This window comes from Micromonospora krabiensis, from assembly GCF_900091425.1.
In the GTDB taxonomy this organism is placed as follows: Bacteria; Actinomycetota; Actinomycetes; order Mycobacteriales; family Micromonosporaceae; genus Micromonospora; species Micromonospora krabiensis.
Map to the genome: position 1 here is coordinate 3,765,321 of NZ_LT598496.1, position 16,994 is coordinate 3,782,314.

General features: G+C 68.1%; 16 protein-coding genes. All 16 read left to right on the plus strand.

The features are described 5' to 3' along the window. The first annotated feature begins 18 nt into the window (after nt 1–18). The 16 genes from GA0070620_RS17120 (at nt 19) to GA0070620_RS17195 (ending at nt 16,949) form a co-directional block, all read left to right on the plus strand. Nucleotides 19–1,698 carry a terminase gene (locus GA0070620_RS17120; RefSeq protein ID WP_091592131.1) on the plus strand — a complete coding sequence of 560 codons (1,680 nt, stop codon included), beginning with the start codon at nt 19–21 and terminating at the stop codon, nt 1,696–1,698. Nucleotides 1,699–1,708: 10 nt separating this feature from the next. After that, nucleotides 1,709–2,767: a phage portal protein gene (locus GA0070620_RS17125; protein ID WP_231921826.1), complete on the plus strand. Its 1,059-nt coding sequence runs from the start codon at nt 1,709–1,711 to the stop codon at nt 2,765–2,767. Continuing rightward, nucleotides 2,767–3,261: a hypothetical protein gene (locus tag GA0070620_RS17130; protein WP_091592136.1), complete on the plus strand. Its 495-nt coding sequence runs from the start codon at nt 2,767–2,769 to the stop codon at nt 3,259–3,261. Before GA0070620_RS17125 ends, GA0070620_RS17130 begins: the two co-directional genes overlap by 1 nt. Nucleotides 3,262–3,274: 13 nt before the next feature. Then, nucleotides 3,275–4,018: a phage tail tube protein gene (locus GA0070620_RS17135; protein ID WP_091592137.1), complete on the plus strand. Its 744-nt coding sequence runs from the start codon at nt 3,275–3,277 to the stop codon at nt 4,016–4,018. A gap of 113 nt (nt 4,019–4,131) precedes the next feature. After that, nucleotides 4,132–4,452 (plus strand): phage tail assembly protein, encoded by a 321-nt coding sequence (locus tag GA0070620_RS17140; RefSeq protein WP_091592139.1) that lies wholly within the window; start codon nt 4,132–4,134, stop codon nt 4,450–4,452. A 119-nt stretch (nt 4,453–4,571) separates the two neighbouring features. Continuing rightward, a complete protein-coding gene (locus GA0070620_RS17145) occupies nt 4,572–4,832 on the plus strand; it encodes a hypothetical protein (RefSeq protein ID WP_231921827.1) in 261 nt (86 codons plus the stop codon). After that, nucleotides 4,832–8,662, plus strand: coding sequence for a phage tail protein (locus GA0070620_RS17150; protein WP_091592142.1), 3,831 nt, complete (start codon nt 4,832–4,834; stop codon nt 8,660–8,662). Before GA0070620_RS17145 ends, GA0070620_RS17150 begins: the two co-directional genes overlap by 1 nt. An 18-nt stretch (nt 8,663–8,680) precedes the next feature. After that, nucleotides 8,681–9,550 carry a phage tail family protein gene (locus GA0070620_RS17155; protein ID WP_091592144.1) on the plus strand — a complete coding sequence of 290 codons (870 nt, stop codon included), beginning with the start codon at nt 8,681–8,683 and terminating at the stop codon, nt 9,548–9,550. Nucleotide 9,551: 1 nt separating this feature from the next. Then, nucleotides 9,552–11,870 (plus strand): siphovirus ReqiPepy6 Gp37-like family protein, encoded by a 2,319-nt coding sequence (locus GA0070620_RS17160; RefSeq protein WP_091592146.1) that lies wholly within the window; start codon nt 9,552–9,554, stop codon nt 11,868–11,870. Nucleotides 11,871–11,922: 52 nt separating this feature from the next. After that, nucleotides 11,923–12,111, plus strand: coding sequence for a hypothetical protein (locus GA0070620_RS17165; protein ID WP_091592148.1), 189 nt, complete (start codon nt 11,923–11,925; stop codon nt 12,109–12,111). A 66-nt stretch (nt 12,112–12,177) separates the two neighbouring features. Continuing rightward, on the plus strand, nt 12,178–12,864 hold the full coding sequence (locus tag GA0070620_RS17170; protein ID WP_091592150.1) for a hypothetical protein: 687 nt from the start codon (nt 12,178–12,180) through the stop codon (nt 12,862–12,864). Between the two features lie 11 nt (nt 12,865–12,875). Next, the gene (locus GA0070620_RS17175) at nt 12,876–14,705 is read left to right on the plus strand and encodes a fibronectin type III domain-containing protein (RefSeq protein ID WP_091592152.1); all 1,830 of its coding nucleotides are present in this window, start codon (nt 12,876–12,878) and stop codon (nt 14,703–14,705) included. A gap of 7 nt (nt 14,706–14,712) precedes the next feature. After that, a complete protein-coding gene (locus GA0070620_RS17180) occupies nt 14,713–15,030 on the plus strand; it encodes a DUF2746 domain-containing protein (protein WP_091592155.1) in 318 nt (105 codons plus the stop codon). Between the two features lie 10 nt (nt 15,031–15,040). After that, a complete protein-coding gene (locus tag GA0070620_RS17185; protein WP_091592157.1) occupies nt 15,041–15,859 on the plus strand; it encodes a M15 family metallopeptidase in 819 nt (272 codons plus the stop codon). A gap of 12 nt (nt 15,860–15,871) precedes the next feature. Next, nucleotides 15,872–16,156 (plus strand): hypothetical protein, encoded by a 285-nt coding sequence (locus GA0070620_RS17190; RefSeq protein WP_091592159.1) that lies wholly within the window; start codon nt 15,872–15,874, stop codon nt 16,154–16,156. Between the two features lie 337 nt (nt 16,157–16,493). After that, nucleotides 16,494–16,949 carry a hypothetical protein gene (locus GA0070620_RS17195; RefSeq protein WP_091592161.1) on the plus strand — a complete coding sequence of 152 codons (456 nt, stop codon included), beginning with the start codon at nt 16,494–16,496 and terminating at the stop codon, nt 16,947–16,949. Nucleotides 16,950–16,994: the final 45 nt, after the last annotated feature.

Here is a 16,994-nt window from a genome sequence, read left to right on the forward strand (position 1 = left end):
GCCGCAGAGGGGGTGGGAATGGCTACTGCCACCCTCTCCGCCGAGGAAATCGACGCGCTGGAGCCGTACTACTTCGGGCTGACCTGGAAGCACAAGGCCGGTTGCTTCGGCCGGCTGGAAGACCACCCGGGCTGTGAGTGGGAGCTGCCTGAGCTGACGCTCGGGTGGCAGATCGTCGCGTGGTGTACCAAGTACCTCAACGGGCTCGACGGTGGGCACTGGACGTTCACTCCGGAGCAGTTGCGCTGGATTCTCTGGTGGTACGCGGTCGACCAGGATGGCGAGTTCGTCTACCGGACCGGGGTTTTTCAGCGGCTCAAGGGTCACGGCAAGGACCCGCTCGCCGCGGTGATGTGCCTGATCGAGTTCGTGGGGCCGTCGCGGTTCTCGCACTTCGACGCCGAGGGCGTGCCGGTCGGCAAGGCCAACCGTCGCTCGTGGGTTCAGATCGCGGCCGTCAGCCGCGACCAGACGAAGAACACGATGACGCTGTTCCCGTCGCTGATGAGCGATCTGCTCATTCAGACCTACGGCATCAAGGCTGGCGCCGAGATTATTCGGGCGCATCGGGGCAGATGCCGAATAGAGGCGGTTACATCAAATTACCGCAGCCTCGAAGGTGGTCGCAGTTCCTTTGTGATCATGAATGAAACGCACCACTGGGTGCGCGGTAATTCCGGCGACAAGATGTACGAAACGATCGACGGTAACGCGACGAAGATGAATTGTCGCTACCTGGCGATCACGAATGCTTACCTTCCCGGCGAGGATTCCGTCGCGGAGAAGATGCGGTTCGCCTGGGAGCTGATCCAGGAGGGTCGCGCCGAGGACATCGGCTTTCTCTACGACTCGATCGAGGCGCACGAGAAGACGCCGCTGACGCCGGACGCGCTGCGCATCGTCATTCCGAAGATTCGGGGCGACGCGACGTGGCTGCGGGTCGACGCGATCATCAAGTCGGTCCAGAACACCTCGATCACCGCGGCTCGCAGCCGGCGCATGTGGCTCAACATGATCGTCGCCGACGAGGAGGCCCTGTACGGGCCGGACCAGCTCCGGGCGATCGTCCGCGACGGCGCGACGCTGACCCCTGGCGACGAGATCGTGCTCGGATTCGACGGTGGCCGGTACGAGGACTCGACGGCCCTGGTGGCGATCCGCCTGAAGGATCGCGTGAGCTTCTTGCTCGGCCTGTGGGAACAGCCGCACACCTGGGACACGGAGAAGCGCGGTCGCTGGCAGGTCGACGCCCAGGCGGTCGACAGCACGGTGCGGTCGACGTTCTCGAAGTTCAAGGTCAAGGCGTTCTTCGCCGACGTGAACTTGTGGGAGTCCTACATCACGGACTGGACGAACGATCTGGGCTCCGGTCTTGCGGTGAAGGCTCGCCAGGACGCTGCGATTGCGTTCGACATGCGCAACCGGCAGCAGGAGACGACGCGGGCGCATGAGCGCCTTATCTCGTCGATCGTCGAGGGCAAGGTGTTCTTCGACGGCGACCTGTCGCTGCGCCGGCACACCATGAATGCTCGCCGTTTCGTCAACAACTTCGGCCAATACTTCCGCAAAGAGTCTCAGGACTCGAATCGGCGCATCGACGCCTATGCGGCTTGGATGCTCGCGCACGAGGCGCTGCATCGCTGTCTGACCAATCCCAAGCAGGAGCGAACCGGCTCCGGTGATGGCTGGTTCCTGTGAGGAGGTGTCCGTGACGCAGCCTGTGGACACGAGCGCCAAGGCCCTTGCCCAGCTCTTGCTGGGCATCATCAACGAGGACCGCGAGCGGTTCGACATCATCGACCGCTACGTGTCCGGCGACCACGACGACCCGTACATGCCTCCGGGTGCTGACGCGGAGTACAAGCTGCTCGCGAAGCGTGCGGTGACCAACCTGATTCCGCTGCTGATCGGCACGCCGGCTCAGGCCCTTTTCGTCGACTCCTTCCGGCGGGGCAACCAGAACAGCTCGGACGACGACCAGCGGTCGCTGCCCGAGTGGGAGCACTGGCAGGCCAGCCGGCTCGACGCGCGGCAGGGTCCGATCTACCACGGCGCCCTGAAGTACGGGCATTCGTTCACGTTGACCGAGAAGGACATCAAGGGGCGGGTGCTCACCAAGGGGCTGAGCGCGTACAACACCGCCGCTGTCTACGTCGACCCGGCCAACGACATCGACCCGTTCGCGGCGCTGACGATCGTGCGTCCTGCGGAGCCGAAGGCCAAGGAGCCCGCGGCTCGCCGGGGTGTTGCCCGACTGTGGGACGGCAAGTTCGAGTATCGGGTGACGTTCGCGTCGCCGACGGATCTCGAATCCGTCCGGGTGGAGAAGGGCGTCGCGCACGGCCTGGACGAGTGTCCGGTGACGCGGTTCGCCGCGAGCGTGGATCTGGAGGGTCGGACGGTCGGCGTCGTCGAGCCGAATAAGGGCCTGCCCGGCGTCCAGGCCGCCCTCGGGAAGTACGCCTTCGAGATCAAGTCGTACGCGGACGCGTACCTGATCGAGGCCCGCGACCACTCCGAGGCCATCGGCCGGCGCGTCGACTGGGACGCCTTCACCGCCGTCCTGAAGTGGCGCGGCGGCTGGGACGTCGTGCTCAACGACGAGCTGGGCGACGGAGCCGCCGGAAACATCGAGTGGGGCCGCAAGGTCGAGTTCTACGACGACGAGACCGGCCTGCCGATGGGCGCGATGGAGGGTCTTCACCTCCTGGAGCGCGCCGTGCAGGTCGTGGCCGTCCGGCACCGCTCCGAGCTGAGGGGGCGGTGATGGCCAACCTCCCACCGCTGACCGCCGCGCTCGCCGAGCGAGTCCCGATCGAGGACTTCATGCTCGCCGCGCTGCGCGAATCCCTGCCCGACATCGAAGTGGTCACGCAGATCCGCAAGAACCAGACCTTCCCGGTCGTGCTCGTGCGCCGGCTGCCGACCTTCTACTTCTTCGAGGGCGACGAACGGTTCCTGGAGCAGGCCGACGTCGCCGTCCACGCCTTCGCCTCCGACCCCGACGGGGACCGGGACGCGGCGATCATCTCGGACGCCGTGCGGGTGGCCTTGCGCGACGCATGGCTCAACGGCTGGGGCAACGCCGACATCGGCTGGCTCCGCGGCTTCCAAACCCTGTCGCCCGCGCGCCGGCAACCGGACTGGGCGACCGCTTCCGGCCCCGTGCAGTACGCGGACCTCCCGTCGAACACCTGGCGCTACGAGGGCCGCTACCGGCTGACCGTCCGCAAGCCCACGAACCACCCGTACCCCCTCTAAGGAGACGGCCTGAATGGCTAAGAACGACAACGCGACCCTGGTGGTGGGGTCGGGCAACTTCTTCACGGCGCCCTCGGGTACGCCGATGCCCACCTCCCTGTCCGAGGTCCCCGACGCCCCGTGGGAGGCGGTCGGCCACACCTCGCTGGAGGACATCTTCTCCTTCAGCTCCGAGGGCGGCGACGCGACCACCCTGGGCACCCTTCAGTCCAAGTCGCTTCGGACGACCTACGCGCCGCGTACCGAGTCCTTCGCGCTGACGGTCAACCAGTTCGACCGCAAGTCGCTGCGGCTGTACTACGGCGCGAACGCTCCCCTGCTGCCGGATGGCACGCTGGGCATCCCGCAGTCGCCGCAGCCCACCGAGTGCGCGTTCCTCGCGATCTTCGTGGACGGCTCCAACAACTTCGGCCTCTACACGCCGCGCTCCGAGATCTTCCGGGGTGACGACGTGGCCGTGGCCGACGCGGAGTCGCTGGTCGGCCTGCCGCTGACCATCAAGCCGCTGATCTACTCGACGAACGAGTGGACCTACGCCATCACGCCGCTCGGCGGTGTCCTGGCGACCGGCGCGACCGCAGGCACCCCCGGCATCTACACCCCGGAGGGCGCGGACCTGCCGGCCTCGATCGCGGCGATGACCGGCGTGGTCACCGCGTCCCCGACGACCGCGTGGACCACGGGCCAGTACGTCCTGCTCGACGACGGCACGCAGGTCCGGTGGACCGGCTCCGCCTGGGCTGCCGGCGCGGCCTGACCGCACTTGCTAAGTAAGACAACCCCTGGCCCGGCTGTGTGGCGGACCCGGCCGGGTCAGGGGGTTCCACCCCACACGAGTCCGCCGCCTGAGACTTTGGAGGTCCGCCACCCATGAAGCTCGATGACATCCGCGCCGCAGCCGAGGCCAAGTACGGCTCCCTCGACATCGAGGTAGGAGACAAGACTGTCCGGCTGCTCAACGCGCTGCGCCTGCCGAAGGCCAAGCGCGACCAGATCGCGGCGCTCCAGGACAGCCTGAAGGCCGAGGGCGCCGACCAGGAGGAGATCATGCGCGAGCTGATCCGCGTGGCGGCCGACACGAAGGCCGGCGGCGACCTGCTGGTGAAGGCGATCGGCGACGACCTGACGGTCATGGCCGAAGTCCTCGCCGAGTACGGGAAGCGCACTCAGGTGGGGGAAGCCTCGGCCTAGCACGGCTCGTCGACGAGTACGGGGACGGGATCTATCCGGACCTGCGGCGCTACTACGACATCGACCTGGTCGACGTCATCGAAGGCCGCGGGCCGAGCCCCGTCCTCGCGCTCGCTGCCGTGCAGGGCCTACCAGACGACAGCCTGACCGCTGCCCTTTCCGCCGGGGGCCGCGAGCACTACGGCTGGGGAGCCACGCGACACCTGCTGGCGAACCTCTACGACGCCGTGAACCTCAACACGCGCGCCTCCGGCAACTGGGGCAAGAAGGCCCCGCCACGTCTGCCGGACTACCCGCGCCCCAAACCCAAGCCCGCTGAGTCTGCCCCGCAGAAGGTGACGGCGCGGCAGGCCATCTTGCGCATGATCGGGAAGGGCTAATGGCGGACGAAACTATCGGCGAAGTCAGGATTCGGGTCAGCCCTGACGGCTCGAAGTTCTACGAGCAGGCCAAGGACGACGCGAAGGACGCGGAGAAGCGCCTCAACGCCCTCGACCTGAGCGTGAAGTTCCAGACCGAGCTGGAGGGCGAGGAGCAGGTCGCGGCGGAGGCCAAGGCCGCACAGGAGGCCGCCCAGAAGGCGGTCGACCCGATCTCGATCAAGGTCAACCTCGACAACGAGACTTCGCTGCTGGGCGCCATCGGCCACCTCCAGAAGGAGCTGATCAAGCTCGGCGAGGTGCAGCTCCCACCGATCGAGCTGAACGAGGACGCGATCAAGGAGTCCATCGAGGCTCTGGAGGGCAACCTCAAGAAGATCTCCAACGTTCAGCTCCGGGTTGACCAAGCCGACCCGGCCAGCCTGAAGCGGGCGATCCAGCAGATCGACGCCGAAATGGCAAAGCTGAAGCCGGTCATTCCGATCCACCTCGACGAGCAGTCGCTGGAGGAGGCCAAGGCCAACCTCCTGTCGAGGCTGGAGGAGGTTAGCCGGCTGGAGCTGAACGTCGACCGGGTCAACGAGGCCAGCCTCAAGGCCGCGATCCGGCAGATCGACGCCGAGATTGCGAAGGTCCGGGCGACGTTCAGGGTCGAGGCCGAGCTGACCGAGGAGTCGCTGCAACGGGAGAAGGCCCGGTTGCAGAACGACCTCGCCAACGCGGTCCACGTCCGGACAGCTCTGGACGAGAAGACGTTCGCGGAGACGATCGCGGAGGCTCGCCGCCGCCTTCGGGCGGACGACCTCACTCTCGGGGTGCTCCTGGACCCCGACAAGGTGGAGCGGGCGGTCAACGAGCTGGCCCTGATGCTCAAGGCCCACGACGATCTGCGCGCCCGCTTCAGTGCCGAGCTGGACCCGTTCGCTCGCGTGAAGATGGCGAAGGACCTCGAAAAGCTCCACGCGGAGATCGCGAAGTTCAACCCGGGCATCCATCTGCCGGTGAAGCCCGAGGTCCCGACGGCGGCGCAGGCGGCGCTGAAGGCGACGCTGGCGTTCCTCACCCGCAAGCGCGACATCACGATCGACCTCGACTTCAAGCGCGCCATCGCCGACGCCGGCACGTTCATCGCGACGCTGTCGACGTTCAAGGCGTTCAACGACAACCTCGCCCAGGCGCGCACGCTGCTGACCGGCATGTTCACCAACCTGCCGAACTTCGCTGCCGCCACGACCGGCATCCTGGCCATGTCCGGCGGCATCGTCAGCCTGACGTCCAACCTGATCGGCCTCGCCGGTTCGCTGGTGCAGCTCCTTCCGCTGATGGCGGCGATCCCTGGGATCGCGATCGGCATCGGGACGATGGCGGTCGCGCTCAAGGACCTGCCGGAGCAACTGCCGGCCATCGTCGCCGGGTTCAAGAACCTTCAGGTCGTGATCAGCGAGGCGTTCTGGTCGGTTGCTCGTGGACCCATCAACGAACTTGCTAAGGAGGCTCTGCCGCTTATCAGCGCCGGCCTCAAGCAGACCAGCACGGAGATCGGCGGGTTCTTCGCGGCCCTGTCGGGCGCCCTGGCCGGCGGCCTCCTGCCCGCACTGCCGGCCATGTTCGCCAACCTGGCCGACTCGATCAACCTGTTCACGCAGTACACCCCGGCCATCGCGAGCATCCTCACGATGTTCGGCCAGCTCGGGTCGGCGCTGCTGCCGCCCCTGGCGGCCCTCATGGGCCAGGTCGTCACGCAGTTCCAGGCGTGGTTCGCCACCACGGTTGCGGGCGACCAGCTCGGCGCGACGATCAACGGCGTCATCGCCGCCCTGTCTGGCGTCTTCGAGATCGTCAAGGGCGCGGCCGGCATCTTCGGTGCGCTGTTCGACGCCGCCAGTGCCGCTGGCGCTTCCACGTTCGGCGGCCTTGGCCTCGCGCTCCAGGGGATCGCGGACACCCTGCGGATGCTTCAGCCGCAGCTCACCGCGTTCTTCGCGGCAGCGCACGGCATGTTCACGGCGTTCCTGAGCCAGGCGGAGGGCGGCTTCCAGCAGGCGTTCACCGGCATCACGGCGATCCTGTCGGCCACCCTGCCGACCATCGGCAGCGTCCTCGGCCAGGTCGTCGGCGCTCTGGGCGGGCTGCTGAACGACCCGGCCGTCATCCAGGGCTTCACGGCGTTCATCTCCGGCGTCGCGGCGGGCATCACCGCCCTGCTGCCGGCGTTCCAGCCGATCGCCAACCTGCTCGGCGCCCTCGGCCCGACCCTGGGACTGCTGGCCACGCAGATCGGCCAGACGTTCTCCGCGCTCGCACCGTCGTTCGGCGGCATCCTCCAGGCGATCATGCCGCTGATCACTGTGCTCAGCGGTGGGCTTCAGACGGTCCTGGTGGCGCTGTCGCCGGTCATCACGAAGCTCGCGGACGCGATGGCGCAGGCGTTCTCGTCGCCGGCCCTGATGGCGGCGATCAACGCCATCGTCAACGCCCTGATCGCGCTGATGCCGGCACTGTCGCCGGTCATCGACGTCGCGCTGGCGCTGTTCAACGTGCTGGCCGGCGCTCTGGCAACCGTCATGGCGCCGCTCGCGGGTCTGTTCACGCAGCTCGTGCCGCTGTTCCCGATGCTGGCCACGGCCTTCACGAGCATCTTCGCCGCGCTGGCACCGCTGATCCCGGTGTTCGTCGAGCTGCTGGTGTCCATCCTGACGCCGCTGATCCCGGTCCTGCTCCAGCTCGTCGAGGCGATCCTGCCGCTGCTCCCGCCCGTGCTGCTGCTGGTCTCCAACTCCCTGTCGGTCGCGATGGCCGTCTTCCAGCTACTCGTCGCGGCCGTCCTCCCGCTGATCGTCTTCAGCCTCGAAATGGTGGCGAACGCCTTCGGCATCGTGGCCGACGTCGTCGCCGCCGTCATGATGCCGGCGCTTGAGCTGGTGCAGAAGGGCATCGGGAAGCTCCAGGAGGGCATCGCCGCGTTCGCCTCCTGGTGGGAGGGCATCTGGAACAAGGTCTCCGACTTCTTCAAGGGCATCTGGGAAGGGGTCATCAACTGGGTCCTGGATTTCCTGGGCATCCACTCCCCGTCTCGGGTGTTCCTCGACATCGCGAACAACCTGATCGCCGGCCTCATGAACGGCCTGACCGCCGGCTGGGGCAAGGTCACCGGGTTCTTCTCGAACGCGATGACGTGGATCAAGGACACCACGCTCAACGCCATCCTCGCCGTCGTCGACTTCTACGCCGGCCTCTGGGGCAGGGTGACCGGCGCGATCGGTGACCTGGCCGGCAAGGTGCGCTCGTTCTTCGGGGCCGCCTGGAGCAAGATCCAGGACTCCCTGACGTCGCAGTGGACCACCACGAGCGCGTGGCTCGTCGGCCTCGGCTCCCGAGTGCTCTCCGCGATCGGCAACCTCGGCAACCTCCTGGTCGGCATCGGCCGGTCGATCATCAACGGCCTGTGGGACGGCCTCAAGGCGGCATGGGATGACGTCGCCGGCTGGCTCAGCGGCATCGGCGACAAGATCCGGAACCTCAAGGGTCCGGAGGACTACGACGCCGTGCTCCTGGTCCACGCGGGCGAGCTGATCATCCAGGGCCTCCTGGAGGGCATGGAGTCGCAGTACGACGCCGTGCGCAAGTCCCTGTCCGGTTTCACAAATGAAATCGGCGGCACCCGCTTCGGTTCGCCGGGCGTCGTGCTCGGCGTCAACCCCGGGCTGTACTCCGGCGACGGCGCGCAGGCCGGCAACACCCTCATCTATCACGCAGCCCCGGGCAGCTCGCTCGGCGCTGAAGAAGACCTGTTCGGCGCGATCGGTCGCGCTCGCGCTTTCGGGTGGTGATAAGTGCCCTACCTTCGCATGGAGACCGCAGACGACTCGCTCGATCTCAACGGCGTCTCCCTCACTGGCTACGGCGTGGAGGCCCTGTCCGGCGTGACCGGGCTGGACCTCCCGCCCGTGGCGGTGAACTGGATCGAGGGCGCCGGAGACGGCGCCACCTACCGCGGCGAACGCATCCAGCCGCGCGACATCGACATCCCGCTGTACGTACGCGCCCCTGACCGGGGCCAACTGAAGGTCACGCTGGCCCGACTCAGCAAGATCCTCACCCGCGAGATCCAGCTCTGGTGGGTCGAGGACGACGGCGACCAGTGGGGCGTCACCTGCCACCGCGTCGGCGGCGGCCGGTACGCCTACGGCAAGGACACCGTCGGCGAGACCGAGCTTCGGACGATCGTTACCCTGCGGGCCGGCAAGCCGTACTGGCAGGCCCGCTACCCGATGCGTCGGGTCATCGTCTCGGCGAACGCCGGGCGGGGCCTGCTCAAGGGCACCACCTCGCTGTCGATGCTGCGCCTGTCCGGCAGCAGCGCCGACGGGTCGATCCTGTTCGAGAATCCCGGCGACGCCAAGGCGTACCCGATCTGGACGGTCGAAGGACCGATCGCGGGCGACTCAACCCACCAGGCCCTCCAGGTCGTCTCGCCGACCGGCGAGCAGTGGATCTGGGACGGCGTGCTCGCCCAGGGCGACACGCTCACCGTCGACACCGCGCGCGCCCTCGTCACCGACCAGAACGGCGTCAACCGCTACGAGGACCTGCTGCCGGCGCCGAGGCTCTGGCCGATCCCGTCGGGCCAGTCCCGGGCAACTGTCGTGGCCTTCGGCACCTCGGGCACCAGCAGGATCACGGCGACGTGGTACCCCCGGAAGTGGGCGGTGATCTGACGTGGACATCACCCACCTGACCGTCGAGGTCCGCGACAAGGACCTCAACCGCATCGGCCAGATTCCGCTGGAGGACCTGACCCTCACGATCGAGGACCAGTTCCGCAACGTCGGCTCCTGGACGGTCAGCTTGCCCAGCGAGAGCCCGCTCGCCGCCGTTCTGCGCCAGCCCGGTTCGGGCATCATCGTGACGCTGGAGAACGGCGACGTCCTGATGTCCGGGCCGGCGATCAAGCCCGAGGACGCGGCCACCTCCACGGACCCGAACGGGACGCTGACGGTCAATGGCCTCACCGACGACGTGCTCATGGCCGACCGGCTGGCGTTCCCCAACCCGGCCAACCTCGACCCGGCCAACCAGCCGCAGACGCACGACGTCCGCACGGGCATCGCCGAAGACCTGATGTTCGCCTACGTCAACGCCAACATCGGCCCCGCAGCGCCGACCAGCTCGGACCCGAACCTCGGCTCGCGACGCGATCCGCGGCTCCAGCTCGGCGTGAACAGCCACCGCGGCCCCGTGGTCACCAAGCGCGCTCGCTTCGATGTCCTGGGCAGCCTTCTTCGCGACCTGGCGGTCACCGCCGACATCGGGTTCAAGGTGTTGCAGGTCGGCAAGAAGCTGGAGTTCCGCACCTTCGGCGTCACCGACCGGACCAAGAGCATCCGGCTCGACATCCGCAACAACATGCTCGCCGGCCACAAGGTCGCCACCGCTCCCCCGTCCATCACCCGCGCGATCGTCGCCGGCCAGGACGTCGAGCGCAACGAGGGCGCCACCGACGAGGAGTGGCTGACCGAGCGGCAGTTCGTCGCCGTCAGCAGCCCGGAGTCCCGGGCCGGCGAAGCCGCCTGGGGCCGGCGCGTCGAGGTGTTCGTCGACCGGCGGCAGCAGGACGGCAACGACGAGCTGATCCAGGCCGGGCAAGAAGCCCTCCAGGCCGGCGGGTTCGCGCAGGTCGCCGTGCAGGTCGTGCCGATGGAGGACTTCTACTCCACCTTCGGCGTCGACTGGCACCTCGGCGACCACATCACCGTCGTCGTCCAGGGCGTCGAGATGCAGGCCATCATCACCGGCTACGTGCTGACCTACGACAGCAACGGCTTCCGCATGGGCGTCACCCTCGGCGACCCGGCAGCAGTCGACCGCAGCCCGGCGGCGAAGGTGCAAGCCCTCGACTCCCGGGTGTCGAGCCTGGAACGCAGCAGCGTGACGCCTGCGGCGGTCACGGCGGCCAGCCAGAAGGCCGACGACGACATCGCCTCGCTCGACGGCCGGCTCGACGCCCTCGAATACGCGCGGGCGATACCCACGCCGTTCCCCGAGACGGAACGAGTGCAGTCCTACCCAAAGGGCGCCTCGCTCATGGCGGTGCAGGACAACCTGTGGAGCCCCGCAACGCTGGGCACGGTGGCGACCTTCCACCACAACGAGTACCGCTCCTTCCAACTGTTCAACGACATCAACCACCGGCTCTGGACGCGCCGCTACCACGACGCATCGGGCGGCTGGGGTAGCTGGGACGCGATTCCGGTCGACGAGGTCGTGTTCGCCGGACCGCTCAGCGCAGGCCAGTGGTACCGCATCGCCAGCTTCCCCGCCGACGCCTCCAACGCGAAGGCCAGCGCGGAGTTCGTGCTCAGCTCGGACGTGGCTCACAGCTTCATCCGGCTACGCGCGTCGGTGGCGTTCAACGCCCCCCGAGCGACCCTGTCGGTGGAGGAGTGCAGCGGCTTCGATACGACGCCGCTGTTCACGCTGGCCCGCATCGTCGGCCTCAACGGGCAGGCCGGCGGGCACGCCCTGGAGGTCTTCTGTACGGGGATGCCGGCGCAGGGGTCGGTTCGGATGCAGGTCAAGCACGACGACTGGAAGGGCGCCAACGGCGCCAAGTTCGCCCAACGCTGGAGCAACCTCCAATTCCTCCCCGTCTCCGCGACCCCGGGTTCCCCGCAGACCGTGCTGATGCAGCGCGGCATCTGGTGGACGGGCGACTGGACAGTGCCGACCCTGCTCAACAACTGGGCCAACCTCGGCTCCGACTACGGAACCGCCGCCTTCCGGATGCGGCCCGGCGGAGTTGTCGAGCTGGCCGGCGTCGTCAGGCTGGCCAGCGGCGCGATCGACACAAGCGGCAACACCCCCTCATTCCTGCTGCCGGTGGGCTGCCGGCCCGCCATGCGCAAGATCTTCCCGTCGCTGAACGGGTCCAACGTTGCCGCCCGGGTCGACGTCTACCCAGACGGCAAGGTCTCCGTGGTCGTCGGCACGCCTGGTTCCGAGACGTTCGACGGCATCACTTTCCTCGCCGAGAAATGACACCCCTGGAGGTACGGCATTGACCCTCATTAGCCCCTGGGTTCAGAGCTGGATGCTCGACACCGACACCAACGAGATGCTGTTCGAGGGCTACGAGGCCAACCCCGACAGCCCGATGGACGCGATGAACCGAATCGTCGTCCGCTGGCCCGTGAACAGCATCGTCCGCGCCCCGCTGAGCGAGCCGCCGCCGGTCGAATCGCGCTCCCCCGAGGAGCCGGAGCCCGAGCCCACCGCCTGACCCCCTCCACTGAAGCCCCCTGATCCAGCACGGGTCGGGGGGCTTTCTCACGCGCAGGAGTAGCCAGTGGCTATCACCGCCTTCCCCTTCGACACTCAGGACACCTCGGAGTCGGACTACTCGCGCCTGATGGGCGAGGCCGTTGATGACGGCATCGTCGGCTCCCAGGGCAGCACCGGCTTCCAGGTCTCCGCAGGCTCCGGCATGACGGTCGTAGCCGCGGCCGGCACGGCGACGCTGCGTGGCTTCATGGGCTTCAGCACGATCACCGAAGGCCCCGTGACCGTCGCCAACGGCGACGCCAGCTACCTCCGGATCGACCTGGCCATCCTGCGGCTCGACCGCGCCAACAACAACATGATCTTCACGGTCAAGCAGGGCACCGCGTCCGCGACGCCGGCACCGCCGACGCTGACACAGACCGACACCGGCATCCACGAGATCGCCCTGGCCCGCCTGGACATCCCGGCCGGCGCGGGCGCGATGCAGGCCGGCTACATCACCGACCTACGGCAGTTCCTCGGCTCCACCACCGGAACGTGGACCACGGCAGGCCGCCCGGCCAACCCTCGCAAGGGCAAGCTCGGGCTCAACGTCACGCGCGGCATGTGGGAGTACCACAACGGGTCGCAGTGGGTCGACCTGATCCCGTCGACCGTCACCAACGCGACCAAGTGGAACAACTACGGCTTGATCGTGCAGGCGCCGCAGCCGACGCCGCAGCCCAACACCATCTGGATTCAGCCGATCTAAGGAGGTGGCCCGTGGCGACCTCCGGCACCGTGCGCCCGAAGTCCAACGGCATCTATGTGACCTGGTCTCTGGCCAGTCAGAGCGTTGCGAACAACACCTCGACCGTCAACGTCACCTTCGGCTGGGGCTTCCACTCCAGCCCGCTTGACCGGCAGCTCGACAACGGCACCTGCCAGGTCAACGGCGTGACGGTCTACCAGAACACCGGGCGGATCAAGAACTACACCGGGGACCTGCGCGACCGCGACCACGCGGTGTGGTCCGGCACCCGCACGATCTCCCACGACAGCGCCGGCAACGCGAACATCAGCCTCTACGGCATCATGACCGGCTACGAGGGCGACCGCGTCTCGGGCAGTGACACCTGGGCGCTGCCGCAGATCCCACGGCTCGCCAGCTCCCCCGGCACCCCGTCGGTCAGCGGCCACACCGACTCGGACCCGACCACCGCGACGATCTCCTGGTCCACGCCGAGCAACGTCGGCGCCGGCCTGGAGCGGCGGCAGCTCCTCGTCGCCGACAGGTCCGACTTCTACAACCTCAACGGCCCGTACGTCATCAACGACATATCGACCTGGGGCACCAGCTACAGCGCGACCGGGCTGCCGAAGGGCAAGACGCTGTACGCGATGGTCCGGGCCATCAACGACGCTGGCTACGGCCCGTGGTCCGGGACGGCCACCTTCACCGTCGGGACGACCGCCCCGAGCGCGCCCGGCACCCCCGCAGCGTCCGGTATCACCGGCAGCTCCATGACGATCTCGTGGGGCGCGCCGGGTGACAACGGCGGCGCCAGCATCAGCGGCTACGAGCTTCAGCGGGCCGACGACCCGTCCTTCGCGACCGGCCTGGTAACAACGTCCCTTCCCAGCGGCAGTACGTCGCTCCAGGTGACCGGCCTCAAGCACACCTGGCGGTACCACTACCGCGTCCGCGCGACCAACACGGCCGGCAAGACGAGCGGCTGGTCGGGGTCGGCCTCGTTCGAGACCACGGCGACCGCGCCGACCGCGCCGGCCGCACCCGTTGTGACGGACCGCATGGCGACGGGCCTCGGGGTCTTGTGGGGCGCCCCCGCAGACAACGGCGGCGCAACCGTCACCGGCTACGACGTGCAGTGGTCGACGTCGTCGAGCTTCAGCTCGGCGTCCACCATCAGCACCACGTCGCCGCTCAACCAGGTGCTCAGGAGCTTCGACGCGCTGAGCGACTGGTTCACCAACTCCACCGAGGGCGCCGTCACCGCGTCGACCGCCCAGTCACACGGTGATGGCTCCTCGATCCTGCTCACCCCGGACGGGGTGGGGACGCAGGCTGCGGCCCGCAGCATCGCGGTCATGGCCGTCTCGCCCGGCGATCCGCTGCGCGGGTCGGCGTGGGTGCGATGCTCGGTCGCCCGCAGCGTCAGGCTCCGCATCGACTGGCGCGACTCCTCCGGCGTGTTTCTCAGCACCTCCGGCGTGAACGTTGACGTGCCCGCGAACACCTGGACCTATCTCGAAATCGACCTCACCGCCCCGGCGGGCGCGGCAGGGGCCGGCGTCACGGTCATGATGCTGAGCACCCCGCCCAGCTCCCACCTGCTGTGGATCGACGAGGCCCGCCTGTACGGCGTGCGGGCCATCGACGGGCTCAGCCCGAGCACCGACTACTACGTGCGGGTGCGCGCCAAGAACGCCGTTGGCGCCGGCGCCTGGAGTAGCGCGCTCGCGGCGCGCACCACCTCTGGCCTGCGCGTATCTGATGCCGCAGGCACCGTCTGGCGCGAGGCTGACGTGTGGGTCGCGGTGCCCGTTCCCGGCGGCTACGAATGGCGCCGCTGCCAAGTGCAAGCGTTCTAGGAGTCGCATGGACCCGATCGTTCAGGCCGCCCTCATCTCCGGCGGCTTCGGCCTGGCGACCATCGCGGTGTCGCAGGTGATGCAGCGCCGGCACGGCCGCCACCTCAACCAGATCCGCGACCAGGTGCAGAACAGCCACGAGACGAACCTGCGCGACGACGTCGATCGCGTGCTGGCTGGCGTCCAGACCCTCGTCGAGGGGCAGCGCCAGCACAGCCGGGAGATCGCCGGCCTGCGCGAAGACCTGCGCGTCGAGCGCCAGGAGCGCGCCGCAGGTGACGCCCGGCTTGATGACCACCTCCGCACCCAGCGCCCGACTTGCTAAGGAGTCTTGAGTGAGCACTTCCCAGAACGGCTGGAACGCCGGCCCGAAGACCGAGATCCACATCGTGTCCCCGAAGGTCCCCGGGACCAACGTCGACTTCCCGCAGGGCGTCCTGGCCGGCGACGTCGAGACCGTCCTGATGTACGTCGCCGCGGAGTTCCACCGCACCGTGGAGCCGCTGGTAGACGGGCACTGCTGGGGCTACTTCTACAAGAACATCGAGGGCTCGAACGAGCTGTCGAACCACGCGTCGGGAACAGCCATCGACCTGAACGCGCCGGCTCACCCGATGGGCAAGGCGAACACGTTCAGCGCCGCGAAGGTCGCCGCGATCCGCAAGATCCTCGCCTTCCTGGAGGGCGTCGTCCGCTGGGGCGGCGACTACTCGGGGCGCAAGGACGACATGCACTTCGAGATCAACAAGGGCGCGGCCGAGGTCGCTCGCATCGCCGCGAAGATCCGCGCCCTGGGCGGCAAGCCCGCCCCGGCCCCGAAGCCGCCGGCTGCGCCGAAGCCGCCGCAGCTCGCCTTGGACGGCAAGCTCGGTCCGGCCACCATCCGGCGCTGGCAGCAGGTGATGGGCACGCCGGTCGACGGCAAGATCAGTGAGGTCTCCTCGCTGGTCAAGGCGGTGCAGCGCCACCTGAACAGCAAGATCAAGGCGGGCCTGGCCGTGGACGGCAAGGGCATCCGCCAGGACAACCACGTCTACCAGACCGTCCGCGCGCTCCAGCGCTACCTGGGCACCCCGCAGGACGGGCGCATGTCCGTCCCGGTCAGCGACGTCGTCAAGGCCATCCAGCGCCGCCTCAACAGCGGCAAGTTCTGACAGAGGAGATCCGTGAGCACCGACCTCGACGCGCGTAAGCGCATCCGCACCGCTTTCCAGGCGTTCGTCTCGGCGTGCGCCGTCCTGCTGGTCGTCCTGCCGATCGTCATGATCGAGATGGACGGCGTCCTGCCCGACAAGATGTACGCCTACCTCGGCGCCGCGGTCGCGGCCATCACCGCGGTCGCCTCCCTGGTGACCCGGCTGATGACCGTGCCGGCCGTGAAGGACTTCATCGACCGCTTCGCGCCGTGGCTGGCGGCGGAGCCGCAGTCGTCCGAGGACACGGACGCCTGATCTAGCCCGGATAGTGCCCCCGGCTGCCCCTGTGGCGGCTGGGGGCCTATTTCTGCGCCTTGGCGGCTTCGACCTCGTCCATGCTCACGACCCGACCCGGGGGCCTGCCACGCCGGGGCGCCGGGCTCGGGGCGACAATGGCTGCCAGCTCGGCCCCGTGGTCGTCGCAGCGGTCCGTCTGCCCTTTCCTGCCGTTCGCCCTGACTTCGTAGGTCGTTACTGGCAAGTTGGGATTTTGGCAGACGTCACAGACAGTAATTTCCTTCTTCACACTTGCTATCCTGTCTATATAGCGCCTAACATCACACCAGTGTCCGATTCTAGGAGGTAGGTGCGCGTGGTTGCCAGCAAGCTCGTGAACCGCGATGAGTTCAAGCGCTGGTACGAGGAGGGCAAGTCCTACACCTGGATCGTCGAGGAGTACGCGCGCAAGTACAACCTCGAAATCAGCCTCGGCACGATCTCCAACTGGCGCCACCAGCTCGGGCTGCCGAAGCGCGCCGTACGCGATGCCTCGCTCGTCCCCTGGGCGGTGGAACGCCAGCACCGCTACAACCACATCTTGCAGATGCTGCGCACCGAGGCCCGACGTCGAGCCGGCGAGGCGATCCCGCCGGGCCGGGCGAAGAAGCTGGAGTCCTGGCTGCGCAACCTCGGGGAGCAGGACGCCGTCGTTCACTACGACCCGGACACCGAGCAGGGCTGGTGGCTGGTCCCGCGCCGGCCCGGCGTCGACACAGACATCATCCGCGAGCCGGAGCGAAAGACCCGGCTACGCGGCGCACGCGACTGACCGAATGCGGAGAAGCCCCCGGCTGATGCCGGGGGCATTTCCGTG